The organism is Streptococcus halichoeri, assembly GCF_019774635.1.
GTDB lineage: Bacteria > Bacillota > Bacilli > Lactobacillales > Streptococcaceae > Streptococcus > Streptococcus halichoeri.
Map to the genome: position 1 here is coordinate 182,820 of NZ_CP081502.1, position 25,451 is coordinate 208,270.

Consider the following 25,451-nt stretch of genomic DNA (forward strand, 5'->3'; position numbering starts at 1 on the left):
ATGCTCACTCACCCACTACAGAAAGGGGCAATGAGGCTTTTTAACAAGCAAAAACACCCCAATTGTTAGAGTTTTTGGCTAACTTTTGGGGCGTTGGTCATTATTAAGGTAGGGGTAAACCCTCTATATATTATTCTTATTTTGTTCTTCGTAGGCTTTTTGTGGTTATTTTTCAGGGACTGTAATTTTACCAGCGGTGATGTCTTTGCGGGCTTGGTCTACAGCTGCTTTGACCTCTGCTGGCAAATCTTTGGTAGTTAGATCAACACCGTCTTCTTTAATCCCAAAGCGGTTAACTTTGCCACCTGGAAAGGTATCTTTTTCAGTCATCGCAATAACTTTTTGCATTGTTTTACCGACTTCTTTAATGCTAGAAGCTAAAACGAAGTTGGCTTTTTTCCCTGATTTATCCGTGTAATGGCCTTCGGCTTTTTGGTCACGATCCACGCCAATGACCCAGACTTTATCAGCTTGCGAACGTTTTTCATTGATGGCTTTAGCTTCATTGAAAACACCTGCTCCGGTACCGCCTGCTGCTTGGTAGATTACATCAGCGCCACTAGCATACTGCGTTGCTGCAATGGATTTTCCCTTGGCTGCATCAGCAAAAGAACCAGCATAGGTAATGGTTAATTTAATAGAAGGATCGACGGATTTAACACCAGCTGCAAAGCCGCTTTCAAAACGCTTAACAACTGTCCCTTCCATACCACCAACAAAACCAATTTTTTTGGTTTTTGTTGTCTTGGCTGCGGCAACACCTGCTAGATAAGCTGCTTCGTTATCAGCAAAGGTGATGCTAGCAACGTTGTCTTTGCCTTCAATCACATCATCGACAATGGCATATTTGGTATCTTTGTTGTGTTCAGCTGCTTTTTTAATAGCATCTGTCAGGTTAAAGCCAATCCCAAATACTAAATTATAGCCGCTAGAAGCCGCTGTTTCAAGATTGGTCACATATTCAGATTCGTTGGACGATTGGAAATAATCAAAGCCGCGGCCTTTTTGTACGTGTTGCGATTTTCCCCAGGCCTGCAATCCTTCCCAAGCAGATTGATTAAAGGATTTGTCGTCAATTCCTCCCTGATCTGTCACCATAGCGACCTTGAGTTTCGTTTCTGAAGCATCTTTAGATCCCTTCTGTGAACATGCACCTAACGTCAGCACAGCCAGAGCAGTAAGAGATAATGAGACTATTTTTTTGTTCATTGAAAAATGAACCTCCTTGAAAAGCAAAATATTTCCCTCGACCGTCACTTGTGAAGAGGAAAATCTAGTATACCAGAAAGCTTGATTTTTGCAAAGCATTTTTATTTAATTGTTCGGTATTTCTCAAAAACCAGGAAGACGACTCGCATTTCTTACTGCATTGTTAATAAAATAACGAAAAAAGAACTGATTAAGCTCAGCTCTTTTTTCATTTCTAGGCTAGTTATCCACCTAAATACTTGCCCAAACGGATTCTAAAATATTAGTTTGTTCGCGGCCTGGCCCGACAGAGAAGGTCGAGATGCGCACACCAACTAGCTCGCCAACGCGGCGGACATAGTTGCGGGCATTTTCTGGTAGGTCATCTAGGCTACGAACACCAGTGATGTCTTCTTGCCAACCTGGTAATTCTTCATAGATTGGCTTACAACGTTTTAATTGCTCTAGACTAGCTGGGTAGTGGTCAATACGCTTCCCATCAAGATCGTACGCTACGCAGATTTTAACCGTATCAAGCCCTGATAGAACGTCAATCGAGTTCAGCGAAAGGTTAGTAATGCCTGATACGCGACGACTATGGCGCATGACAACTGAGTCAAACCAACCCACACGACGCGGACGCCCAGTCGTTGTACCATATTCGTGTCCAACTTCGCGGATCCGCTCACCCACCTCATCAAATAACTCTGTAGGAAAAGGACCATCACCAACACGGCTAGTGTAGGCTTTACATACCCCAACAACCTTGTTAATCTTGCTTGGGCCAACGCCAGAACCAATCGTTACCCCACCAGCTACTGGGTTTGATGAGGTTACAAAGGGATAGGTGCCCTGATCAATATCTAGCATGACACCTTGGGCCCCTTCAAAGAGTACTCGTTTACCCGCATCAAGTGCATCATTTAAGATCACAGAGGTATCCGTCACGTACTGCTTAATTTGCTGACCATAGGCATAATATTCTTCAAAAATATCTTCAAACGTGATTGCAGTAGCATCATACATTTTTTCAAAGAGCCGGTTTTTCTCCGCCAAGTTTACCCTCAAACGCTCAGCAAAGATGTCTTTATCAAGCAAGTCAGCAATCCGAATCCCAACACGCGCCGCCTTGTCCATATAGGCCGGGCCGATTCCCTTAATCGTGGTGCCGATCTTGTTATCGCCTTTGGCATCTTCTTGTAACTGATCTAGCTTAATATGATAAGGTAAGATGACATGCGCCCGATCTGAAATGCGCAAGTTATCAGTGGTGATGCCTTCACTATGGAGATAAGCAAGTTCTTTGACCAGTGATTTAGGATTGACCACAACGCCATTACCAATCACTGAAATCTTTTCTTTAAAAAAGATACCAGAAGGAATCAAGTGTAATTTGAACTTTTTACCATCAATCACAATGGTATGGCCGGCATTGTCACCCCCTTGGTAACGGGCAATGACTTCGGCATCAACGGATAAAAAATCCGTAATCTTGCCTTTACCCTCATCACCCCACTGGGTACCAACAACTACTACTGATGTCATAATTTTTCCGCTAGCGATAAGCACCCTCCACACAAAAAAGCACTTATCGTCACCTTTCTAGAAAACAGGGCAGGACTCTCACCTGCAGTTTGTCTTACACTTCATTATAGCAAAAAATGATTTTTTATACCATCGCCGCCTGCATTATTAGGAAAAAACGTATTTGGATCCTATAAGACTCAGGTGTAGATGTAAAAAGCCGAATGTTTTTCTTTTTTATCACAGGCTGCTCGGTCTTAGTACTGATTTTTAATGACATTACCATAATTTCTTTAAGAAAAAAATAAATTGCGGTAAAATATGATAAAGTCCCCTAGGATTAGGGGTCCAAAGTCTATAGAAATCTCAGAGAAAGACCATGAAAAAAAAGCAACTGATCCGATTTATCCCCCAAATGCCGCGCTGGGCATGGCTACTCCTTTACTTGGCTTGTCTAGTCGTCCTCACCCAGCTATTACCAGACGCACTAGCCTTTTTGACATCGGTGGCCCTGGCCATCCTTTTCTACCAGACCAGACAGGCACAAAAGCAGCTAACTGCGCAACAAATGGCGCAACGCGTTCAGCATTTAAAAGACGTGATTCATTTGGCTGATCGTCAACACGAGCTGCTCGAAGACGCCTTGCTTCGCAATGACTACCAGCAATTCCAAAGAGGCGCTGCTCAGCTATTGCCTAAACTAGAAACGATTAAAGCAGAATCCTTTCAATTACAGCAACAAATCCCCACACATGTCTATCATCGGATTAACCGCAAGGCCGATGAACTCAAAGTAGATATAAGGCTAAAGCTTGAACAGCTGGAGCTCAAGCAGCAAAGTCCACAATTACTGGGCTTAGAACGCATCCAGCGGCTTGGAGATGAGGCTTTGACCACACTTTATACTTCCATCCAAAACGACCACCAGCACATTCTTCAAATCATTGAAAAGGCCGATAACAAGGCGGAACTGCTGGCGCTCCATGAAAGCAGTATGGCACAGTTTTATGATGTGCTTGAAGGCTATTTAAAGATCAAGGAAGCGCCCAAGGATTTCTACCAGGCTGAGGAACGCCTGGCACGAGCTATGAGCAGTATGCAGCAATTTGACCTCACACTGGATGAAACGCTTCGACGTCTCAATGAGAGTGATTTAAAAGACTTTGAAGTGAGTTTACGAATGATGCAAGACCAGACCCCACCAACAAATCATGTCTAAAAAGAAAAAGGAGCTGCCATGGCTGAATTTAACTTTGATAGTGATCAGATTGCTAACCAAACCCTCACAAAACCTGATCCCACTACCCAAATGATTACCGAACAAGAACTAGATGCGACTAAACCCATTGCCTTTTTTGACAATCTCACACCTGAACAGCAAACAGCTATTGTGCAAAAGGTTCCCGCTCTGGTTGACCAGTTTATAGCTGACCAAAACGTCCTGTTAGACTTTGGGCAAGCTGCCGTTGATGATGTCAACACCACCGTCACCCATATCCTCAAGGAGCAAAAGAAAATTCAGATTCCCCAAGTCGATGAGTTGCTCAAAAACGCCAACAAAGAGCTCAATGGTTTTGTAGCCAAGTACAAAGATGTGAGCCCAGCAGATTTGGAAAAGAAACCAAACTTGCTGCAAAAGCTGTTTAAGCAAGGGCGTAGTGGCTTACAAAACTTCTACTTGGATGCTCAGACCATTGAGCAAAAGATGGATGCCATGGCCGCAGTCGTGGTCAAACAAGAAGACAGTTTGGCACGTAATATCATCGCAGCTCAGCTATTAATTGAAGAAAACACCAAATCCATTGAAAATTTGGTTGGTGTCATTGCTTTTTTAGAGGCCAGCCAACACGAAGCCACACAGCGAGCTCAGCAATTACAAGCACAATTAGCCCCACTGACCACTTCAGATGCTGACTACCATGTCTTAACCAATCAACTAGCCCGTACCACCGAGGTGGTCAATACCTTGGAACAACAACACACCGAATATGTCAGCCGGCTCTATGTCGCTTGGGCGACCTCACCGCAAATGCGAAACTTGATCAAAGTTTCTTCTGATATGCGGCAAAAATTGGGCATGTTGCGGCGTCATACCATCCCAACTATGAAATTATCCATTGCCCAGCTAGGCATGCTGCAACAGTCTGTCAAATCTGGCCTTGCAGCCGATGCCATTGTCAATGCCAATAACACTGCTTTACAGATGCTAGCCGAAACTAGCAAAGAAGCAATCCCCGCCATGGAGCAATCAGCCCAAAACCCTACCTTGTCTGTCGCTTCTGTAACAGCCCTGGCAGAGAGCCTCGTTGCTCAAAACAAGGGCATCCTTGAAGCTATTGAAGCTGGCCGCAAGAAACGCTCACAACTAGAAGCAACTATCATCAAATCTGCCGAGACTATTAATGACTCGGTCAAGCTGCAAGATAAAAAAATCATTGAGGCCCTTTTAGAAGAGGGCAAGCATCAGCAAGACCAGCTGGAAAATAGCTAACCCGCACTTTAGCAGCTAGCTAGCAACGTGCGATTATGGTGCTGGCGCAGACTCTCAGGTGATAAGCTAAGGTAATAAGCTAAGGTAATAAGCTAAGGTGATAAGCTAAGGTGATAAGCTAAGGTGATAAGCGAGGCCACAGCGATTGAAGGAACTGCCAGTTAGAGCAAAGCCCTTCAATCGTTTTTTAGAAAAAAACCAGGCGGTCTCACGTCCTAGACAAGCACCATCAGGCAAGCATTCTTTACTCGCTTAAGTTTAAAAGTTGCCTCTAAAGAAGAAGCAAACTGACCAACAATATCAAGTAAGAAGAAACTCAACAGCCGCTAGTTTCCTTAACAAGCAAAGGCATGGCTGTTAAGCTAGCTTCAAGAGCTAGTATTCTGTGTAAAGACCATAGTAATAAATTGTATTTACGACTGTAAAATTGTACACTAAAACAAATGATTACAAACGAAAGGTAAGCAGAAAAAAAGAACATCGTGGTAGTAAATCAACTCTTGCAAAACTTGCCAAAGGGGACTCCTATTTTGGAAGCAACTTTTGGCATTGAACGTGAAGGGCTGCGGATGTCCTCAGGGCATCACGTGGCACAATCTGCACATCCCAAACCGCTAGGCCAAAGAGACTATCATCCTTATATCCAGACCGATTTTAGCGAAGCCCAGCTAGAACTCATTACCCCCATTTCCACTAGTACAAAGCAGGCGCATCGGCGCCTCACGGCTATTACCAATGTAGCTCGTAAGTCACTCGAAAATAACGAGTACATCTGGCCTCTATCAATGCCGCCCTTTCTTAGGAAGGACGATATTACTATTGCACAGCTAAAAAACCCAGACGAAGTTCGCTACCGCCAACAACTGGCCAAGCAATATGGCAAAAAACTCCAATCCATCTCTGGCATTCATGTCAACATGGGCTTGGGACCACAGCTACAGCAGCAGCTCCATTCGTTGGTTCCGCATCTAAGTCAGATAGATTTTCAAAATAGTCTTTATCTCAAGTTAGCTCGCCAATTTCTCAATTATCAGTGGTTCATCACCTATCTTTTTGGTGCAACCCCGCTAGCTGAAGCAGAATTCTATAGCTCTAATCCTGAAAACTTAGTCCGATCACTTAGAGCCAGTCAGGCTTACGGCTATAGCAATCCCGCTGAGCTCCATGTTTCGTTTGCCTCCTTGGAAGACTACGTTCACGATATTGAAGCAGCCGTACAGAGCAAACAGCTGGCGCTAGAAAAGGAATTTTATTCAGCAGTACGCCTGCGAGGGAGCAAGCATTGCCGAGATTACCTCACCCAGGGCATAACCTACCTAGAATTTCGTTCCTTTGATCTTAATCCTTTTGAGCAGCTAGGCATTACTCAAGAAACCTTAGATAGTTTTCACTTGCTCTTACTGGCTTTCTTATGGTTAGATGATTTGAAAAAACCAGACCAAGAACTCAACCTTGCAAAAGCCCTTAATGAACAAATCGCACTAGCTCATCCCCTAGCCCCCTTACCTGAGACAGCTAATCCCAAGCCTTTACTAAAAGCCATGCGTGAGCTGGTCGCTCATTTTGGGCTTGATCCTTACTATCAAGAGCTGGTTGAGCAAATGGCTCGCGCTAGCCAGCAGCCGCAAGAGACGATCGGTGGTCGCTTGGTCAGTGAGGTCACAAACCAATCACTGCAAGTTTTTGGCCAAGAAAAAGGCCAAGCCTATCAAAACGAGGCGCTAGCGATTCCCTACGCCTTGCAAGGCTATGAGCAGATGGAGTTATCAACACAATTACTCATGTTTGATGCTTTGCAAAAGGGGCTTAACTTAGAAATTCTTGATGAGGATGACCAATTTTTAAAACTATGGTTCAAAGACCATGTTGAGCTGGTGAAAAATGGCAATATGACTGCAAAGGACAATTTTGTGGTTCCGCTTGCCATGGCCAACAAATCAGTCACCAAACGTTTGCTGCGCGATGCTGGTTTTCCAACACCGACAGGTCAGGAATTTAGCGAGCGCCAGGCAGCCATTGACGCCTTTTCCTATCTGGCACAGCAAGCCATTGTCATTAAGCCCAAATCCACTAACTTTGGTTTGGGAATTTCGGTTTTCCAAAAACCACCAACTTTCAAGGACTTTGCTAAGGCGGTTGATCTTGCCTTTGCAGAAGACTCAGCCATTATCATTGAAGAATTTGTCGCTGGCACAGAATACCGTTTCTTTGTCCTTGATGGCAAATGCGAGGCTGTCTTACTGCGCGTGCCGGCTAATGTGGTTGGTGATGGAAAGCACACCATCCGCCAACTGGTCGCCCAAAAAAATGCGAGCCCGCTTAGGGGAAGCAACCATCGCTCACCGCTTGAGAAAATCAAGCTAGGCGACATTGAGCGCCTCATGTTAGCCCAAGAAGGCTACGATGAAACAAGCATTTTGCCTAAAGGGGTGAGCGTTACCTTGCGCCGTAATTCCAATATCTCAACTGGCGGTGACTCTATAGATATGACTGATCAGATGAACCCTTCCTATAAAGCATTGGCTGCGCAAATGGCTCAGGCCTGTGGTGCTTGGGTCTGCGGTGTTGATTTGATCATTCCAGACTATCGCCTTAAAGCCAGCCAAAACGAGCCTCATTGCAGCTGCATTGAACTTAATTTTAATCCCTTAATGTATATGCACACCTATCCCTACAAGGGACCCGGTCAAGCCATTACCCCCAAAATCTTACAAGCCCTATTCCCTGAATTAATCATCTATCCAGGCTAACTCACAAAACCTTATCTCACTAGACCGAACTTGCCTTTGCTAGCCCTAAAAAGCTCACCTGTCAAGTCAGTGCTGTTGATAAGGTTTTTTGATTTGTTGAAAACTAGGCCGTTTGAAAATTGCGGCTGCTTGCTAGTTTTGGGCATAAATGACCAGCTAAGTTTGATAGAAACACCTGACACACAAGTAAAAATAACAAGTTAAGCTTGCCCTTACAAAAATCAAAGGGGCCAAATACTGTCCAAAGATGAGGATACTTTTTCTCTCTTTAATCTTTTTGCTAAAAAATTTTTTACTTTGGGTCCTTTTTGTAATATTTCTCATCCGTGCGCTGAAAGCACTATTTTATACCTTTAAGCCACATTTCCATACAAACATTATTTATTTCTAATATTATTTATAATAAAAAACTCATAAAACCTAGTTTAATGACTTTTCGAAAAGAGAAAAATAGTATATATTATAATTACTGCATTTATAGAGCTCATTTTTTCATTTAAAATTTTAACTTATGAATATAAAATGAGTTTTTGAGGCATTATAATAACTGTAGAATAAAGATGCTAGTTTTCCGATCATCCTGTTAGAGTACTTTCGAAAGTATGGCGGTTCCCTCACAGTCTTAGAAATGACTAATCTTATTGACAAAGCATCAAAAACGTTAATCACTAAGGAGAATCCATGGATATCATCAAACACCTTTTTTCAAATCAACAAGTTCGAAACCTTAACTTAGCTAGGCTATTAAACCAAAAGGATCATCAATGTGACTATTCAGAAATCTGTCATCACCTTGACTGTTCTTTTTTAACCATGCAATCAGAAATTGCCCACTTAGCTTCATTCCCTGAAGTTCAAAGCCTTCCTTATATCGAACCTCACTTAACTGTTAGTTATCATCATGAATTTGGCCCCAGAAAGCTTTACCAATCTATCTTGCTAGAGTCCCCCTCTTTACGTCTGATTGAGGTACTCTTTTTTCAAACCTTTCCCGCACTAGATGATTTGGCTGAAGAACTCTTTATTAGCCTATCTACCTTAAAACGGCTTATTAAGCGTACAAACCTATACTTACAATTAGGATTTGACTGTATGATTGGCGTGATGGGAATTAGAAATATTTCTATCATGGGGGAAGAAGAAAAAATCCGTCTACTATATTCTAAATATTTTTCAGAAGCTTATGATAGCCATGTATGGCCCTTTGATGAACGAGTCGATGAGCAGCTTTTATCACGTCTGCTTAAATTAATTGCTAAAAAAACAGCCAGCAAAATGGACCTCTCACTATTTCACCATTTGAAAATCACTGCCGCTGTCAATCTCTTTCGCTTTTCACAAGGCCATGGTATTAATCATATCTATAGCCGTAGCCGGGTGCTTTATGACCAGTTGGAAACAGATCCAGAGTTTCAAGAATTAGCAGAGCTCTTTAGTCAGGCTTACGCTTTACCATTAGACGTTCGTGCCCTCTCAGAAATGTTTTCACATTATCTCCAACAAGAATTAGTCACTGATGCACAAGTGGATAACTACGAAACATCAGCTAGCAACTACCGGATTCCACCAAGTGCTTGGCTAGGTACACTAGAAAGCATTGAAAAGAAATTTTCACTTCAAATGCCCAATAAACGTGAAATTGCTCGGCTACTCCATAATGCCACTATTTTACAGGATAAGGATACCTATGAAGATTTCCTCGTTTATGATTACAGAGAACCCTATATTGAGTATTTTGCAAACGATTACGCTGTCTTACTAAAAGGCTTTCAAACAGCTCTGCTATCCCCCTTTGAAAAACGTGGTCTGACCTGCTCAAAAGAACAACAACGTCAATTGCTCTATCTCTTGTTGATTAATTGGGATAATCTCTTTTTGCGCCTCAGTCATGCCATTCCTCGACAAAGAGTTTTGATCATTGAACGGGGTTCTTGCAATACAGGACAATTCCTCCAAGCTTACTCTGGTCATTACTTTGATATTACCATTCATGATCACTATGAAGTAGATATGCACCAAATCAAAGATGACTATGATCTCGTTTTAACTGATATGAACCTCGAAAATGTAGATGGTGTTGATATTTACTTTTTCAGTCAGTTTGTGCCAAGCTTAGTGATTAAGCAACTCAACTTGTACTGGAAAGAAAAAATTCAAAGTCACTTTATGCAAACAGATGACGTCCCAAAACCAATTGATTAAGCTCTTTTTGTAAATAAAACCCTGCCAAGCTAAGGACTCTTTTACCGAAAATTCAAGAGTCTTCCTGACCTTAGGCAGGGTTCTTTATGTTATAATAATAGCTATGGATAAAATGATTAAGACACTTTCACAATCAGGCTCTTTTCGAGCCTTTGTGCTTGATAGTAGCGAAACTGTCAAAACTGCTCAAAGAAAACATCAGACCTTAGCCTCTTCGACCGTTGCCCTAGGACGGACCCTCATTGCCAATCAAATCCTTGCAGCCAACCAAAAAGGAGATTGTAAAATCACCGTAAAAGTCATCGGTGATTCTTCCTTTGGTCATATCATCTCTGTTGCTGACACCAAGGACCACGTCAAGGGGTATATTCAAAACCCAGGCGTTGCAATTAAAAAAACAGCCACAGGTGAGGTTTTGGTAGGACCCTTTATGGGAAGTGGTCACTTTGTTTCCATCATCGACTACGGCACCGGTAACCCCTACACCTCAACAACCCCCTTGGTCTCTGGTGAGATTGCTGAAGACTTTGCCTACTTTTTGACAGAGTCAGAACAAACTCCTTCTGCTGTTGGCTTAAATGTACTATTGGATGAAAATGATCAGGTCACGGTTGCTGGCGGCTTTTTAGTTCAAGCACTCCCTGGCGCACCAGAAGACGAAATTGCTCGGTTTGAGCAACGCCTCCAAACCATGCCGTCCATCTCAAGCTTGCTTAATAGCGAAGACCATATTGAGGCGCTTCTTGCTGCCATCTACGGTGATGAACCTTACAAACGCCTGATTGAAGAAGCGCTAAGTTTTCAATGCGATTGCTCCAAAGCACGCTTTGAAGCTGCCCTGCTGAGCTTACCTCGTACTGATCTACAGGAAATGAAAACGCAGGATCACGGCGCTGAAATTACATGCCAATTTTGCCAAACCACCTACCAGTTTACCGAAAATGATTTGGAGGCCTTGATTCATGACCAAGCTTAATTCATCTTTTATGATTGGCAATGTGGAAATCCCACATCGAACAGTTCTTGCGCCCATGGCTGGCGTTACGAATTCGGCCTTTCGGACCATTGCCAAAGAATTTGGAGCCGGTCTTGTCGTTATGGAGATGGTTTCAGAAAAAGGCCTGCTCTACAATAATGAAAAAACCCTGCACATGCTCCACATTGATGACAATGAACATCCCATGTCTATCCAGTTGTTTGGCGGTGACGCAGAAGGGCTAAAGCGGGCCGCAGATTTTATTCAAAGCCATACCAAAGCAGATATTGTTGACATTAACATGGGCTGCCCTGTCAATAAAGTCGTCAAGAATGAAGCCGGGGCAAAATGGCTGCGCAATCCAGATAAGATTTACCATATTGTCTCTGAGGTGACCTCGGTGTTGGACATTCCCTTAACTGTCAAGATGCGAACCGGCTGGGCAGATAGTTCCTTAGCAGTGGAAAATGCCCTAGCTGCTGAAGCTGCTGGTGTTTCGGCCTTAGCCATGCACGGCCGCACCCGTGAGCAAATGTATACAGGGCATTGTGACCTTGATACCTTGGCGCGGGTGGCCAAAGCCATTACCAAAATTCCTTTCATCGGTAACGGTGATGTGAAAACCGTCACCGATGCCAAATACATGATTGAAGAGATCGGTGTTGATGCCGTAATGATTGGGCGCGCAGCTATGAATAACCCTTACTTATTCACACAAATCAATCATTTCTTTGAAACAGGTGAAACTTTACCTGAACTTCCATTTAACAAAAAATTAGATATTGCAGCGGAACATTTAAAACGTCTCATCAACCTCAAAGGAGAAACCATTGCTGTCCGCGAATTTCGAGGCTTGGCACCTCACTACCTTCGTGGAACAGCTGGCGCTGCTAAGGTGCGCAGTGCCGTCTCACGCGCTAGCACTTTAGCCGAAGTTGAGGAGATTTTTGCACAAATCCGCTAAAGAGATAAGGAGACTCATGTTGATTGTACTAGCTGGAACCATTGGAGCCGGTAAAAGCTCCCTTGCAGCTGCTCTAGGAGACCATCTGGGCACAGAGGTCTTTTATGAAGCAGTTGATAATAATCCTGTTTTAGATCTTTATTACCAAGATCCCCAAAAATATGCTTTCTTGTTACAAATTTATTTTTTAAACAAACGTTTCAAATCGATTAAAGAGGCCTATGTCGCTGATAATAATGTCTTAGACCGCTCAATCTTTGAAGATGAACTTTTCTTAACATTGAATTACAAGAACGGCAATGTCACTGAAACCGAACTGCACATCTACCAAGAGCTACTAGCCAATATGCTAGAAGAACTAGAAGGCATGCCCAAAAAGCGGCCCGATCTCTTGGTTTATATTGATGTGTCTTTTGATACCATGCTAGAGCGCATCCAAAAACGCGGTCGCTCTTTTGAGCAAGTCGCTGACAATCCTAATTTACTGGATTATTATCGTCAAGTGCACGGCGAATACCCGCAGTGGTTTGACCATTACGCGATTTCGCCTAAAATGCGCATTGATGGCGATGCCTTTGACTTTGTCCAAAGACCAGAAGATTTAACCACTGTCTTAGCCATGATTGATCAAAAATTAGCAGAGCTAGACTTGCGCTAGCCTAAGCGACCAAGTCAGGCCAATTAGATTCGTTCTGATTAGTTCAGATTAAATTAGCTCAATTAGTTCAGTTCTGCTCAAATCAGATTAGATTAGCTCTAATCTGATTAGCACAGCTCACCTCAAACCCTGACTCAGCTGGCCCGTAACAAGTTAGTTAGGGCCAGTCAGCTTATTATCTGTTTTTTCACAAAACAGCATAAGGGTAAAACACTTAGCCATACTGATCAGTCAGCACAGCTAAGTGTTTTTTGTTTTGCTCGCCTAAAAGAGAGCACTTGCAAAGCGTTAGTTTTAAGTAAAAAGGGAACAAAGGGGATTTGCGGCCCAAACACACAAACCCTAACCACATCCGCTCAGAAAACCTACTGGGCTTGTTCTTAGAAGCTTACCTGCCGCTCTAACCCCTTTTTTTGAGAACAAGTAAAGGCATTTAAAAGGGGAGCTCAGCTTCTTCTACTTCTAGGTCTGCTAAGTCAGGATTGAAGTGATTTGCACGCATAGCCCGTTGGGCCTTACTTTCTAAGAGTTGAAAGGACTGGCCTAAAACCTCAGTGAAATAGACCGTCTGGCCGTCTTTATCATATTTGCGTGTGCGCAGCTCTCCTTCTACCGATAATAAACTGCCCTTATTACCGTAGGAAACCAGGTTTTCCGCTAGCTTTCCCCATAAGACCAGATTAATAAAATCAACCTGTCTGTCACCATCAGCATTGCGATAACGACGATTAACAGCCAGTGATAAACGGCAGACTGCTTTGCCATTTGGGGTTCTGATTAATTCTGGAGTGGCGACTGCCCTTCCTATTAGTATGACACGATTATACATATTTTTCCTCCTAACTGACTATTCGAAAAAACAGTCGCTAAAAGGAGAAGAAATAACAAAAAAGCCAAAAAGCAAGGCTAACTGCCCAAACTTTTGGCTTTTCATGGGATTATTAAATGCCTTATCTTTCCTACTAAGAGGGCCGGGCCTGACTGACTTACTGGCTGGCTGATTGCCTGACTAACTGGTTGCTTTTTAGGCCTGCCAATGTTTGCTGGCCGCAAAAGCTTGCCCAACTGGCGCATCAGCAGCCAACTCAATAATGCCCCGTTTTTGTGGAGCATTTGGCAAAGCTAACTCCCTAGGGGAGCACATCATGCCATAGCTAGCAACGCCGCGTAATTGCCCTTGGAAAATAAGTGCTCCACTTGGCATCATAGCCCCAGGTAGAGCAACGATGGTTTTAAGACCTACAGCCGCATTAGGGGCGCCAGCAACAATTTGAATAACGCGGTCTTGGGCCACTTGCACTTGACAGATATTCAGGTGATCGCTATCTGGATGGGCAACCATTTCCTTAATCTCCCCGACCACAAAAACCGGATAAACAGGGACTTCTAAACGCTCACGAAAACCTGCTTCATCTAGCAGGGCATTTAAGTGAGCAATATCAGCGGCACTTGGAAAAACTTGTCCTTGGCCTTCTAGCGCGATTTTCTGGCTCGCCTCAAAAATATTCCAAGCCACTGTCCGTCCGTCTTCCAAAGCATAGACACGGGCAAAGTCGCCTTTACGTTCAACGGCTCGTTTGATGTCCTTTTTGTCCTCTAAAAGGACCATTAAGACATCGCCAACTTGTGCTTTATTATATGCAAAAATCATTTTTCTTCCTTCATCTCTTCGTTAAATTGGGCTAAAAAAGCCGATACTTCTGCCTTGGTCTTGCGTTTTTTATTCACCAAGCGCCCAAGCTCTCGGCCATCTGCAATGACCACAAAGCTAGGAATGCCATAGATGTCCCATTTTTTGGCTAAGTCAAGAAAGCTATCTCGGTTAACCTCTACAAAGTTTAGATTGGGATGGTCTTGTTCAATAGCTGGCATCAAAGGAGCGATAAACTGACAGTCCGGACACCAATCAGCCGTGAAAAAAAGCACGCATTTGCTCCCACTGTCAATGATTTGGGCTAATGCTTCATAAGAGGCTGGTACTTGCATTCTTCCTTCTCCTGTTCTGTTATCTGACCGTGGTCATAGCTAAATAAAAAAACACGCTGATCAGCCAGCACGACACCACCTGTCAAGTGCGCCAAGCTAGCGGAAAAGTCATTGATATAAAGAACAGCCACTGGCCCTCTAGAGGCAAAGTAAGCCCGAATTTGTGCCTTGACTTGCGCCAGGTGCCTTTCTTGCCATTCTTGTTTGAGCCTGAGTCCTGCCGCCAAAAGCATCCCCACCGACAGTGCCAGCGCCCATTGTTTTCCCTTTGCTTTGTTCATACAGTCTATTTTATCATAAAGCTTGCCCTTTTTACCAGTAGCTAGCTGGCGAAAATCAGCCGAAGCCCCTTTTTTTAGGAAAAATCGCTGCGCAAAGAGCCAGCCAATTCTTTAGACTTTGTCCTCCTTTAGCTTCATTTTCCAGCAGAACGTGGTAAAATAAAAGAAATATGAAAAAAAGGCTTGGCCGATTGAGTAGAAAAGAGGTAAACAATGTCAACATTATTTGAAAAAATCAAAGAAGTTACGGAATTAGACGGGATTGCCGGCTATGAGCACCAGGTCCGCCATTTTCTTCGCCAAAAAATGACGCCACTGGTTGATCGCGTGGAAACAGATGGCCTGGGCGGGATTTTTGGAATTAAGGAAAGTCAAGCAGTCGATGCTCCCAAGATTTTAGTGGCTGCTCATATGGATGAAGTCGGCTTTATGGTCACTGAGATTAAAGCTAATGGCAGCCTAAGCGTGGTTGGTATTGGTGGCTGGAATTCCCTCGTTGTGAGCTCACAGCGCTTCACACTCTATACACGCCAAGGCAAAGCAATTCCAGTCGTTTCTGGTTCTGTTCCGCCTCACTTTCTGCGTGGTGCAGCTGCCAGCCAAACGCTCCCTGCTGTTTCAGATATTATTTTTGATGCTGGCTTTAGCGACAAGGCCGAAGCCGAAAGCTTTGGCCTAGCTCCAGGTGATATTATTGTTCCACAAGCTGAGACGATTTTAACTGCCAATCAAAAGAACGTCATTTCAAAAGCCTGGGACAATCGTTATGGTGTGCTCATGGTCACTGAACTCCTAGAGGCTCTCAAGGACCAGGCCCTTAATAACCATTTGATTGCCGGCGCCAATGTCCAAGAAGAAGTTGGCCTACGAGGAGCCCATGTCTCTACGCACCAATTTGATCCGGAGTTGTTCTTTGCCGTTGATTGTTCGCCAGCTGGTGACATTTATGGTGACCAAGGAACAATTGGTGAGGGCACCTTGATTCGCTTCTACGATCCAGGCCACGTCATGCTCAAGGACATGCGCGATTTCCTTTTGACCACAGCTGAAGAAGCAGGCATCACCTACCAATATTATTGTGGTAAAGGAGGCACCGATGCCGGCGCAGCCCACCTCCAAAATAATGGCGTCCCATCAACCACCATTGGTGTTTGTGCCCGTTATATCCACTCCCACCAAACACTCTATGCTCTTGATGATTTTATCCAGGCCCAGGCTTTCTTACAAGCTATCGTTAAAAAATTAGACCGCACAACCGTCAATACCATCAAAGGTTACTAGGAGGTCAAACCATGAAGATTGGCTTTATCGGAGCCGGTAAAATGGCTAGCGCTATTATCCAGAGTCTGCAAGAACATCAGCCTATGCACCAGCTGATCATCTCAGGTTCCTCGCTTCAACGCTCAAAAGACATTAGCCAGGCATTAGGTGTTGCCTACGCCAATTCACACCAGGCATTACTCGATGACGTAGATATTGTCTTTTTGGGCATTAAGCCGCAGCAATTTCAAGAAGTCCTAGCGCCTTTGGAGTTTAAACAAGCGGTGATTTCAATGGCTGCTGGTGTAACACTAAAACAACTCGAAAGCCTCATTGCCAAAAAACTTCCCCTCATCCGGATTATGCCCAACATGAATGCTACAATCGGCCTTAGCACCACCGCCATCACCGAAAACGCACAAGTCCAAGCAGACTTACTAGCGCAGGTGACAGATCTTGTGAATGCCTTTGGCACTGCTCATGTGATTGCTGAGGAACAGTTTGACACCTTTACTGCCCTTGCTGGCTCTAGCCCAGCTTATATCTATTATTTTGCAGAAGCTATGGCCAAAGCTGGACTCAAGCATGGCATGCCAAAACTAAAAGCCCAAAAGATTGTAGCCGAGACGATGCTAGCAACAGCCCAACAACTCTTAACAACCAATCAACATCCTGGCCAATTGATTGATGACATTTGTAGCCCCGGTGGGGCAACGATCACAGGTCTCATGGAGCTTGAACGTACGGGCTTTGCACATTCGGTTAGCGCAGCTATTGATGGCACCATCAACAAGGCAAAACAGGCAGCTGGTAACCGACCAATCAAAGACTGAGCAACTCGATTTGCCAAAAAAACGCGAGAGAATGGGCGGGCTTTATTAGACTCTTAAGCTAGCTGACAAGCCCTTGTGCAGGCTTACTTGTGCTAATACCTCTCATTTTTGAGGGCTTAGGCTAACGTGCAGTGGCTCTAACATTTCACACCTTTGTCCTGGTAACAGGGTTTTGTAAAAAAACTGGGAGAATTCCCAGCTTTTTTGTTTGCTTTTATTTTTTCTTTACCAGACTTGGCTGAAATACCCCTTCAATAGCAGTTCTGTTCCACTATGGGGCGCAGGGTCTCTCTAGATTTTTTTACTAGCTAGCTTCACTTCTGTCTTTTTGCTGTTAGTGAAAGTTAGTCAAAAAAGCATTGAGCCTGCTGGGCTTACTGCGCACATCATCGCTGTTCTTGCTTGTTATTGTAGCTGTGGTAAAAAGAGCATGAAGAGCACTGAAATACCATTATTCAAAAAATGAAGCAAGATACTGTAATGAAGTTTTTCTGTTTTATAATAAATAAATCCTAAAACGAGGCCCATTCCGCCATAGACAATCCAACTGCCAAGACTAGTCAGGTCCGTTGTCATATGAAGCAGGCCAAAAGCCAAACTGCTAAAGACAAGGCCCCAGATTGATTTTGGACCAAAGAGTTTGCCAAATAGTAGGCCTCTAAAGATCGTTTCTTCAACAATGGGAGCCACCACTACAGCCAAAGCAATAAGCAGCAGCGGCGGTAAGCCTGCCTGCTCAAGCGCCATTTGGTTGGCCGTATTAGCCTGGCTGCCTTTTTCCAACACAAGCACCAAACCACCTAGCATCTTAATCACAGTGAGGGCTACAAAACCAAACCCAAGCCACAAAATAGTGACATCTACAGCATCGCTTTTGAGCGTTTCGAAGAAACCCAAACGATAGGCAAGATAGGCTGTTGCAGCAGCAATGCTCAATAAAAGTAAAGCAATGAGCTCAGTCTGCCAAAAGGGTTGGTCCTTTCTTACCAACAATAAAGGAGCCTGCTCGGCCACCAAAATAGCAAGAGCTAACAACAACCATTTGATCTTTGTAAAGACTGTTTTCATAATTCTCCTATATCTCTCTTTCCAAAAGCCACTTGATAGCAATAAAAGTTAACAAGCTTAAGTATAAATCAAAAATCAGAAAGAATCTAATATTAACTCCCTTGAACCAAAGGACAACTCAAATGAAACACCTGCTACATAGGACCAAGTAACCTACTAAGGTCAAGTGCTGATGAGATGTAGGAGAATGTTATTGTGCCTACCAAGCTACTTCATATATAGATCATACAAGACCTGCTTACAAGGGGGGCGAGGAAAACCAAACTATTTCTTAGCCTGGCGCCTTAGAGACTGACCTGCTAAAAAGCCGTTCCTTGGAGACTGCTGCTACTTGCAAATGGGAAAAATGACCTATTTTAAAAAATGCTTACTATAGGCTGTTATTTAGCATTTTTAAAAACGAATGATTCTAGCTCGTTCAAAAGACAGTAAGCTAAAGTCATTCGTTAAGTATAGTGAACAGATCCAACCAGATAAAAAAGGAGAAACTGAACTTTTCATACAAGCGTCCCTTGCCAAAGCCTTAAAAGGAAGTGCTTGAAATCTTGCGCGCTTTTCTTTTATTCAGAGACGTTCGATGCTGGCCTGTCTTATGACTATTTTTTTAAGCGCTCAACATCACGTGCAATGCAAAGCTCCTCGTCGGTAGGAATAACAAATACTTTGACTTTGGCATCAGCAGTTGAAATATCACCAGAGACACCAAAGACATTTTTTGCTGGATCAAGCTCAAGGCCAAAGCAAGTTAGGTCTTTAATGACAGCTTCACGGAAGGTATCTGAGTTTTCACCAACTCCCGCAGTAAACACAATGGCATCCACACCATTTAATACTGCTATATATTGACCAATATATTTTTTAACGCGATCAACATACATGTCAAAAGCTAATTTGGCGTGTTCATCGCCTGCTTCCCAGGCACTAATAATATCACGCATATCACTAGAAGTACCAGAAATACCCAGTAAGCCAGACTCACGATTAAAAACATTGCGGAGTTTTTCGGCATCTGCCAACTCTGGCTCGCGATCAATTAAGAAAGGAATGATAGCTGGATCTAAGTCACCAGAGCGGGTCCCCATCATAATCCCACCTAGCGGTGTCAAACCCATAGAAGTGTCAACTGACTTTCCACCTTTGACAGCGGTAATAGAGGCACCATTACCAATATGACAGGTGATAATTTTAGTATCTTCAAGTGGACGACCCAGTAATTTGGCTGCTTCTTGGGCTACATATTGATGGCTGGTCCCATGTGCACCATACTTACGAACCTGATAGTCTTCATAATAGCGATTAGCAATAGGATAGCGATAGGCAACAGCTGGCATTGAGGTATGGAAGGCTGTGTCAAAAACGGCTACATTCGTTACCTTTGGTAATACTTCTTGAAATGCGCGCATAGCGGCAACATGAGCAGGGTTATGAAGCGGTGCTAAGGCACTTAATTCTTCAATTAATTGAATTTCTTTTTCGCCAATGACTGTTGATTCTTTGAAAATCTCACCACCAGCAACGACACGGTGACCTACTCCTGTAATCTCAGAATAATCATCTATAATATGCAAACGCAATAAGTCTTCTAAAAGAATCTTAACAGCCACTGTATGATTAGGAATATCAGTCACTTCTTGTTCGCTTTTACCTTGAAATTTTACGGTAGAAATTCCATTGTCAATACCGATACGTTCGATCAGCCCCTTAGCAACTACCTCTTCTTCTGGCATATTGTACAATTGCCATTTAAGACTGGAACTTCCTGCATTGATTGATATTGTTTTTGACATTTTTGCTCTCTCCTGTAATCGTTTTCTATAATGCGCTACTATTATAACAAAAAATTTTATTTGGTTACACTATCCGCTTGCCATTTTTTAAATTTTGTCATAAAATCCCGTATGTTTTCCGGGCTTGAGAGGTCATTTATCGGGTAAACAAAGGTCTGTCCTGTAACAAAACGACTTTTCTGTAGTATAATAATCGCTTTTTGCATTGCCTTATCACCAAAGATATTTGCTGGCAAGGTAATCAAGGCTCTGATTTCAGCATCATTTTTTAACCATTTTTTGAGGAGCGGACTCTGAGGACTGGTCAGTAAATCTGCTGGAACTAGGAAAATAGCAAAGCCATCAGCTTTTAGATATTTTAATGATTGCTCCATCAGCAAGTGATGCGCATAGGTATGTTCATCTGGACTTGCCACCTGATACCTTTTAGCAATTTGGTCATTAGGATAATAACCAATTGGCAAATCGCTAATAATAACATCACTTTCTTTAAGGATTTGCGGACGAACAGCATCCTCTTGAACAAAGTCTACTGGACAAGCCATCACTTCTGCAATACTAGCTGCCAGATCAATTAACAAATCATCTAGTTCAATCCCCAAATAGGTAATAGCTTTGGTAGATTGCTGCAGAATTGTAAAAGCTAGGTTGCCTGTCCCACTGCCGATTTCTAGCAAATCCACCTGCGGAGCTACTGCTAATTGGTCAATCAAAAAGGTCATTAAAAAGCCAATGCTATCCGGTGTAAACTGGTGATTCATCTGCAGCTGCTCTGTTTGATTAGCTTTTATAAATAGGAATTGGAAAACACGTCGCCATTCTTTGGCTGTTAAGTGGAGAGCATGCAACTGCTTGTTATTTGCTGCAACTGCTTCAGGTGCGCCCTCAGCCCCTAAATAATAAGCATTTTGCTCAATTAAAGCATCGTAAATATGTGTTTTAAGCTCATTTTCAAGGCTCTGGCAATTGTCTAATAAAAGCTCATAAGCTTGTTCGATTTTTTCAAAATTCATACTCTTATCATAACAGAATCTCTTAGAAATATAAAGAATAGCTCCGCTGGGTGAGGGACGCCTTAGCAAGCAAACCCCATAACTAGGACCACTCCTTCTTGATCTCCTCATCTGGCAACAAAGAGGCGTGTTCTTCCTTTGGAAAGGCTCACACAAGCTATTTTCAAAGTGAGAATGACTAACAGCTTATAAGAGTCTAACTAACTGTTAGGGTGCTTTGCTGAGCTCTGCTTATTTTTTCTGGGTGTATCTGATGAGATTGGTCGCTTGCTTTTAGCGCCAGGTTGCAAGCTTTCTTGCTCTAAGGAACGCTCTTGCTCAGTCTTAACGAAATCAAAGCGATAGCTATTCTTAGAATTTGTGGTAACTGTGACCTGGGTAGTGTCTGTGCTTGATTGGTAGTGGACCTGTCCAAGGTTGTACCAGATGGTTCCTGTTTTTGCCTGCAAATCGGATTTGCTAAGTTCAGCCATCAGAGCTGCTTGCGTGGCTTCAACCTGCCTAAGATGGGCGGTGCGCTGTAAGTGGAAATGATACAGATAAGCTTGAATCACAAGGACAAACAAGGAGGTCATTAAGAGGGCATAGAGTAAGATGCCTCCTTTAACGGTTTGTTTAAAAAGCATAATAAAAGGTCCTCCTAAGGCCGCTGCGCCACTCCAAATCAATGGTTAGCTGTTTATCTTGCAGCGTCATGGTCGTTGCTTTTAGGTCCAATAGCATGGGATTGTAACCTTTTCCACTGCTAGCTGATTTTCGAAAATCGCCCTTGCCTAATTGACCAAAACGAAGCGCCTTTCCATTTTTGGTCACGTAAAGGTAGTTATCCTGAACCTTTTGCAGCTGGCTGCCATTAAGCTCAGCTCGCATTTGTTGAATAAATAATAGCCACTTATCCTGGTCCTGAAACCTTAAACCATGCATTTGCTGAAATAAGGAACGGCTCAAGAGGCTAAATAGCATGAGCGAGGAGCTCAATACCAACAATGCAGCTAGGCATTCCACTAAGGTAAAGGCCTTAACCCTTGTTTTGCAGCCTACTTTTTGCTCCTGCTTCTGATTCATTAGTGCTGTCACTTTTTTGTTTAATTTTTTCAATGGTAACAATCGTTTTCCTCTGTTCCTTAATCCTTACGAAATGTTCTGTTTTTTCAATAGTCAGGTCATGCCCGTTGAGACCTAGCTGGTCTTGCTTGGTTTGAATGGCCATCACTGCACCTGCTAAGGCCTCTTCTTCTTGACGCCATATGTTGACCTGCCTTTGCTGCGTTTGTAAGCATGTCAATAAGACTAGGGCAATGTAAGCAAAGAGGCCAACTGAAATGAGACACTCAAGGAGTATGTAGGCGTTGATGTTCTGTCTTTTTATAATTACCACTTCCCAACATTAATTGATAGCTGATTTCCTGGTGAGGGGTTAAAAATTGGATTTTGCCCAAGGAATGGTGCCCACCTAGCGTATTGATTGGCAGCAACATTGGCTTTTTGACGGTAATAGTCCTTGGCAGGGCAAGCCTGCGCCCCTCAAAAGTAACAGCCCTGTCCTTAACGACAAATTCGCCCTGGCTTTGGCTAAGGACAGCCATTTTTTGCGCATGGCGGTAGAATTGTTCAAAGGAAAGAAAAAATAACCGTTCTTCTACCCGGGCATGCAGGTCATGCCAGGGCCCAGAGATGAGAAGAGTCATTGAAGTAATCACTAATAACACCACTAGGGACTCTGCTAGGCTAAAGGCCTGTATCTGGCACGCTGGTTTTTTGGTTTGTGTGTTTGGCATAATCATCCTTGTAACCGTTAATCTAAAAGCTTGCGTTCTTGTTTTTTGTGTTTTTCATAATAATCCTTGTAAGCCTGAACCTGCTTATCACTGAGGCTTCCCTCTTTCTTTAATGCCGCAAGACTGGCTTTTTGCCCCTGCGTTAGCTCATACAATTCTGCCTGATTTTCCACTACCTTGACAACGGCAGCATTGCCAGTGTCTGTAATCTTGGCCTTTTGCTTACTTAAATTTGGGATAAACAAAAGCATCAAAACACTGATGACAATCAAAACCAGTAACATTTCTAAAAGAGTAAAAGCAGGAACAGGCTTATTGAGCCTTAGCATTGTGCGGTGTTTGGTCATTAAATGATTCCTCCCATAGTTTCATACATCGGTAATAGCAAAGCAGCATAGACCAGCACGATAATCAAAGCAACCCCTAGAAAAATCAAGGGCTGAATCCATTGCGTGGCCTGGTGGCATTTGCTAAAAAAGTGTTGCCAGGTTTCTTGAGCATAAATTTCTAACTCTTGGCCTAGCTTTGCTTTGACTTCTCCATATTCAATCATCAGGGCTAATTCCTTTCTAAAGAAAGGATAGGTGGCAACCTTTTCATGGAAAGCCTGGCCGGACTCCAAGGCGGCTTGCAGGTCCAAACTGAGTTCTCGCATCAACGGAGACTGTTCTTGCCCCAAGACCTGCAAGATGGTCGCTAACTCTAAGCCCTGCCCGATCAAATGGCCCCATTCCCTTGCATAAAAAGCCGTTAGGTAAAGCCGAATAAAGGAACCAAGCAAGGGCCAACGGCTCAGCCCTGTAAGCCAATTTAGGCGTTTCCCTCGTTTCCAAAAGTACGTCAAGATAAGGCCAACCAAAGCAAGACCGACCGCAGAGAGCAAAAAGAGAGTCGGAAAATGACTAACCAAAGTCATTAGCCTACTTTGATGTTCTAATTGCGGTATCAGATAGTGCTTCATTGCAACCATAATCACTAGTAAAAATAGTAACAATATCAAGGGATAGGTCATGACACTAAGGAGCTGTCTTTTAACAACTTGAACCTGCTTGAGATAAGCGACCATCTTCTCTAGACATAAGTGAATATTGCCATGCACCCCAGCCAGACTCATCTGAGTGACTAGCCCTTCTTTGTAGCCTAAGTGCTCTAGCATCTGAGCTAAGCTATGACCTGCCTCTAAATCTTCATACATTATCCGAACAAAAGCTGGTGCAACTAAGCGGCTCTTATCCAAAAACTGCACCATTTCAGGTAGGCTAAAGCCACTGGCATAAAGATTACGAAGCAGCTGTAAGAGTTGATATTGTTCCTTAGCAGTCAAGCGTTTCGGTTTGATATTGATCTTTTGAAATAAGACCTTCTTCATAGAGTGCTTGAATCTGTTGATTCCATGCATTTCCTGAATAGTTTTCATAATCTGAGGCACAGCTATCGATGACCCCCTTTCCTCCTAATAATCGCTGGTAGATAATAGCTGATAAGGTATGCGATAGCTCTTTGCGACTAACGCCCAATTCAAGGAGGCGGGCAAAGACGCCGGGGATACTCTTAGCATGAATAGTTGAGAAAACCACAGCTCCCGTTAGACTAGCCCGAACTGCTGCCGCAGCCGTAGTAGGGTCACGAATCTCACCAATAATTAATAAATCTGGGCGATGTCTAAGGGATAATTTGATGAGCTCATCATAGGTCATGCCAATCGTGGTATTGACTTGGAGCTGAAGCATGCTGTCATTTTGGATCTCAACGGGATCTTCAATGGCAATCATTTGCTGCTTGGCAAACTTTTCCCGAGCAAGGGCATGCATCAATGTGGTTTTGCCTGAACCCACTGGCCCTGCAAACAAGTAGAGTCCGCGTCCTTTAATCTTAGTTAAGACTTGTGACCAGCCATCACCCCAATAAGCCAATTCTCTAGAGCCATCCTGTAAGAGCCGAATGACCAAGCTTTCCCGTCCTTGATAGTCTCCAACCGTTGATAAGCGCAGCCTTATTTTTTGATGATCTGGTAGGTGATAAGTACAGGCTCCCAGCTGGCTTCTACGTTTTTCACCAACGTTCATCCCTGAGAGGAATTTCAGATGGCTAATGACTTGGAGCATTAGCTCGCTTGCTTGTGCACTGAGGTGCTTTCTTCCCGCAAGTGTTTTTATGTAAATCTGATAAGTCTTTTTATACGGTAAAAGATAAAGATCTTCTGCTCCAGCAGCAATCGCTTCTTGTAGTAATTGTTGTGTAAATCCTTTAACCATAGAACCTCCTTACCAGATTATTCGAAAAAAATAAGCAAGATTTAAAAAAATCCTGCTTATTTTTTATAAATTGAGTTTGCAAAACGAAGTTGCCGAGCAATCATTGCGCTGTTCCATCTCAACAGCATTCTTTTCTGGTCCAAGCACTGCTCCATCTTTTAGCAATAAGAGGGAGTGGTATTGCTGAAGGTCGTCATCGCATTTTTCACACCAGCGTTTTTCTTCTTCGGTCCAAAAAGTGGCCAGCCAATTTTTTTGGCTGTGGTATTTGGGAAAGCGTGCTTTCATTTGATGCCACTCTTTCTGGTAAGCCTTTACCGCTTCGTCCCAATTGGAATAGGTTTTTTCTTCTGTAATATCCTCTTGCCAGTCTTCCATAAACCACCAAGGTTCCCAATCTCCATACATTTTGATTACTTGATACATAACTTCTTCCT

Annotated in this window: 26 protein-coding genes; 9 read left to right on the plus strand and 17 right to left on the minus strand. The window is 43.3% G+C overall.

Features of this window, described 5'->3' with window-relative positions; translation table 11 throughout:
- Nucleotides 1–165 precede the first annotated feature (165 nt).
- Complete coding sequence (locus K5J94_RS00910) at nt 166–1,209, minus strand: BMP family lipoprotein (RefSeq protein ID WP_159544753.1); 1,044 nt, start codon at nt 1,207–1,209, stop codon at nt 166–168.
- A 231-nt stretch (nt 1,210–1,440) separates the two neighbouring features.
- A complete protein-coding gene (locus K5J94_RS00915) occupies nt 1,441–2,733 on the minus strand; it encodes an adenylosuccinate synthase (protein ID WP_159547948.1) in 1,293 nt (430 codons plus the stop codon).
- Nucleotides 2,734–3,091: 358 nt separating this feature from the next.
- Here K5J94_RS00915 and K5J94_RS00920 point away from each other — a divergent pair, with 358 nt between their 5' ends.
- The 7 genes from K5J94_RS00920 (at nt 3,092) to K5J94_RS00950 (ending at nt 12,753) form a co-directional block, all read left to right on the plus strand.
- A complete protein-coding gene (locus tag K5J94_RS00920) occupies nt 3,092–3,931 on the plus strand; it encodes a hypothetical protein (protein WP_159563937.1) in 840 nt (279 codons plus the stop codon).
- A gap of 18 nt (nt 3,932–3,949) precedes the next feature.
- Nucleotides 3,950–5,203, plus strand: a complete 1,254-nt coding sequence (locus tag K5J94_RS00925; protein WP_221913205.1) for a toxic anion resistance protein — start codon at nt 3,950–3,952, stop codon at nt 5,201–5,203.
- A 482-nt stretch (nt 5,204–5,685) separates the two neighbouring features.
- On the plus strand, nt 5,686–7,953 hold the full coding sequence (gene gshAB / locus K5J94_RS00930; protein WP_221913208.1) for a bifunctional glutamate--cysteine ligase GshA/glutathione synthetase GshB: 2,268 nt from the start codon (nt 5,686–5,688) through the stop codon (nt 7,951–7,953).
- 681 nt (nt 7,954–8,634) lie between these two features.
- Entirely contained in the window at nt 8,635–10,155 is a 1,521-nt protein-coding gene (locus tag K5J94_RS00935; RefSeq protein ID WP_221913210.1) for a helix-turn-helix domain-containing protein, read from the plus strand.
- 103 nt (nt 10,156–10,258) lie between these two features.
- Nucleotides 10,259–11,131 carry an Hsp33 family molecular chaperone HslO gene (hslO, locus tag K5J94_RS00940; RefSeq protein WP_221913212.1) on the plus strand — a complete coding sequence of 291 codons (873 nt, stop codon included), beginning with the start codon at nt 10,259–10,261 and terminating at the stop codon, nt 11,129–11,131.
- Nucleotides 11,118–12,095, plus strand: a complete 978-nt coding sequence (dusB, locus tag K5J94_RS00945) for a tRNA dihydrouridine synthase DusB (protein ID WP_159563941.1) — start codon at nt 11,118–11,120, stop codon at nt 12,093–12,095. The genes hslO and dusB overlap by 14 nt, the downstream gene beginning before the upstream one ends.
- A 16-nt stretch (nt 12,096–12,111) precedes the next feature.
- A complete protein-coding gene (locus K5J94_RS00950; protein WP_159563942.1) occupies nt 12,112–12,753 on the plus strand; it encodes a deoxynucleoside kinase in 642 nt (213 codons plus the stop codon).
- Between the two features lie 433 nt (nt 12,754–13,186).
- Here the strand turns inward: K5J94_RS00950 and K5J94_RS00955 are convergent, their stop codons facing one another.
- The 4 genes from K5J94_RS00955 to K5J94_RS00970 all read right to left on the minus strand — a co-directional run bounded on the left by K5J94_RS00955 (nt 13,187) and on the right by K5J94_RS00970 (nt 15,020).
- Entirely contained in the window at nt 13,187–13,582 is a 396-nt protein-coding gene (locus K5J94_RS00955) for a single-stranded DNA-binding protein (protein WP_159544735.1), read from the minus strand.
- A gap of 195 nt (nt 13,583–13,777) precedes the next feature.
- Nucleotides 13,778–14,404, minus strand: a complete 627-nt coding sequence (ytpR, locus tag K5J94_RS00960; protein WP_159560352.1) for a YtpR family tRNA-binding protein — start codon at nt 14,402–14,404, stop codon at nt 13,778–13,780.
- The gene (locus tag K5J94_RS00965) at nt 14,401–14,739 is read right to left on the minus strand and encodes a thioredoxin family protein (protein ID WP_159544731.1); all 339 of its coding nucleotides are present in this window, start codon (nt 14,737–14,739) and stop codon (nt 14,401–14,403) included. Before K5J94_RS00965 ends, ytpR begins: the two co-directional genes overlap by 4 nt.
- Nucleotides 14,709–15,020, minus strand: a complete 312-nt coding sequence (locus K5J94_RS00970; protein ID WP_221913214.1) for a DUF4651 domain-containing protein — start codon at nt 15,018–15,020, stop codon at nt 14,709–14,711. The genes K5J94_RS00965 and K5J94_RS00970 overlap by 31 nt, the downstream gene beginning before the upstream one ends.
- A 213-nt stretch (nt 15,021–15,233) precedes the next feature.
- On the opposite strand from K5J94_RS00970, the gene pepA reads away from it, so the two are divergent.
- Both pepA and proC read left to right on the plus strand, forming a co-directional pair.
- A complete protein-coding gene (gene pepA, locus K5J94_RS00975) occupies nt 15,234–16,301 on the plus strand; it encodes a glutamyl aminopeptidase (protein WP_159563944.1) in 1,068 nt (355 codons plus the stop codon).
- A gap of 11 nt (nt 16,302–16,312) precedes the next feature.
- Nucleotides 16,313–17,113 carry a pyrroline-5-carboxylate reductase gene (gene proC / locus K5J94_RS00980; RefSeq protein ID WP_221913216.1) on the plus strand — a complete coding sequence of 267 codons (801 nt, stop codon included), beginning with the start codon at nt 16,313–16,315 and terminating at the stop codon, nt 17,111–17,113.
- A 405-nt stretch (nt 17,114–17,518) separates the two neighbouring features.
- On the opposite strand, the gene K5J94_RS00985 is transcribed toward proC, so the two are convergent.
- From K5J94_RS00985 to K5J94_RS01035, 11 genes are all read right to left on the minus strand, one after another.
- Nucleotides 17,519–18,181 carry a CPBP family intramembrane glutamic endopeptidase gene (locus K5J94_RS00985; RefSeq protein WP_221913218.1) on the minus strand — a complete coding sequence of 221 codons (663 nt, stop codon included), beginning with the start codon at nt 18,179–18,181 and terminating at the stop codon, nt 17,519–17,521.
- 596 nt (nt 18,182–18,777) lie between these two features.
- Complete coding sequence (locus K5J94_RS00990) at nt 18,778–19,968, minus strand: acetate kinase (RefSeq protein ID WP_159544721.1); 1,191 nt, start codon at nt 19,966–19,968, stop codon at nt 18,778–18,780.
- A 56-nt stretch (nt 19,969–20,024) separates the two neighbouring features.
- Nucleotides 20,025–20,981: a class I SAM-dependent methyltransferase gene (locus K5J94_RS00995; RefSeq protein ID WP_221913220.1), complete on the minus strand. Its 957-nt coding sequence runs from the start codon at nt 20,979–20,981 to the stop codon at nt 20,025–20,027.
- Nucleotides 20,982–21,181: 200 nt separating this feature from the next.
- Nucleotides 21,182–21,607, minus strand: coding sequence for a competence type IV pilus minor pilin ComGG (gene comGG / locus K5J94_RS01000; protein ID WP_159544717.1), 426 nt, complete (start codon nt 21,605–21,607; stop codon nt 21,182–21,184).
- The gene (gene comGF / locus K5J94_RS01005) at nt 21,597–22,046 is read right to left on the minus strand and encodes a competence type IV pilus minor pilin ComGF (RefSeq protein ID WP_221913222.1); all 450 of its coding nucleotides are present in this window, start codon (nt 22,044–22,046) and stop codon (nt 21,597–21,599) included. Before comGF ends, comGG begins: the two co-directional genes overlap by 11 nt.
- The gene (gene comGE / locus K5J94_RS01010; RefSeq protein ID WP_159560368.1) at nt 22,000–22,359 is read right to left on the minus strand and encodes a competence type IV pilus minor pilin ComGE; all 360 of its coding nucleotides are present in this window, start codon (nt 22,357–22,359) and stop codon (nt 22,000–22,002) included. The genes comGF and comGE overlap by 47 nt, the downstream gene beginning before the upstream one ends.
- Nucleotides 22,313–22,759 (minus strand): competence type IV pilus minor pilin ComGD, encoded by a 447-nt coding sequence (comGD, locus tag K5J94_RS01015; RefSeq protein WP_159563948.1) that lies wholly within the window; start codon nt 22,757–22,759, stop codon nt 22,313–22,315. The genes comGE and comGD overlap by 47 nt, the downstream gene beginning before the upstream one ends.
- 17 nt (nt 22,760–22,776) lie before the next feature.
- Nucleotides 22,777–23,106, minus strand: a complete 330-nt coding sequence (comGC, locus tag K5J94_RS01020) for a competence type IV pilus major pilin ComGC (protein WP_269437354.1) — start codon at nt 23,104–23,106, stop codon at nt 22,777–22,779.
- Nucleotides 23,106–24,128 (minus strand): competence type IV pilus assembly protein ComGB, encoded by a 1,023-nt coding sequence (gene comGB / locus K5J94_RS01025; protein WP_221913224.1) that lies wholly within the window; start codon nt 24,126–24,128, stop codon nt 23,106–23,108. The genes comGC and comGB overlap by 1 nt, the downstream gene beginning before the upstream one ends.
- The gene (comGA, locus tag K5J94_RS01030; RefSeq protein ID WP_159547913.1) at nt 24,073–25,014 is read right to left on the minus strand and encodes a competence type IV pilus ATPase ComGA; all 942 of its coding nucleotides are present in this window, start codon (nt 25,012–25,014) and stop codon (nt 24,073–24,075) included. Before comGA ends, comGB begins: the two co-directional genes overlap by 56 nt.
- Before the next feature lie 63 nt (nt 25,015–25,077).
- Nucleotides 25,078–25,440: a DUF1033 family protein gene (locus K5J94_RS01035; protein ID WP_159544705.1), complete on the minus strand. Its 363-nt coding sequence runs from the start codon at nt 25,438–25,440 to the stop codon at nt 25,078–25,080.
- Nucleotides 25,441–25,451 lie beyond the last annotated feature (11 nt).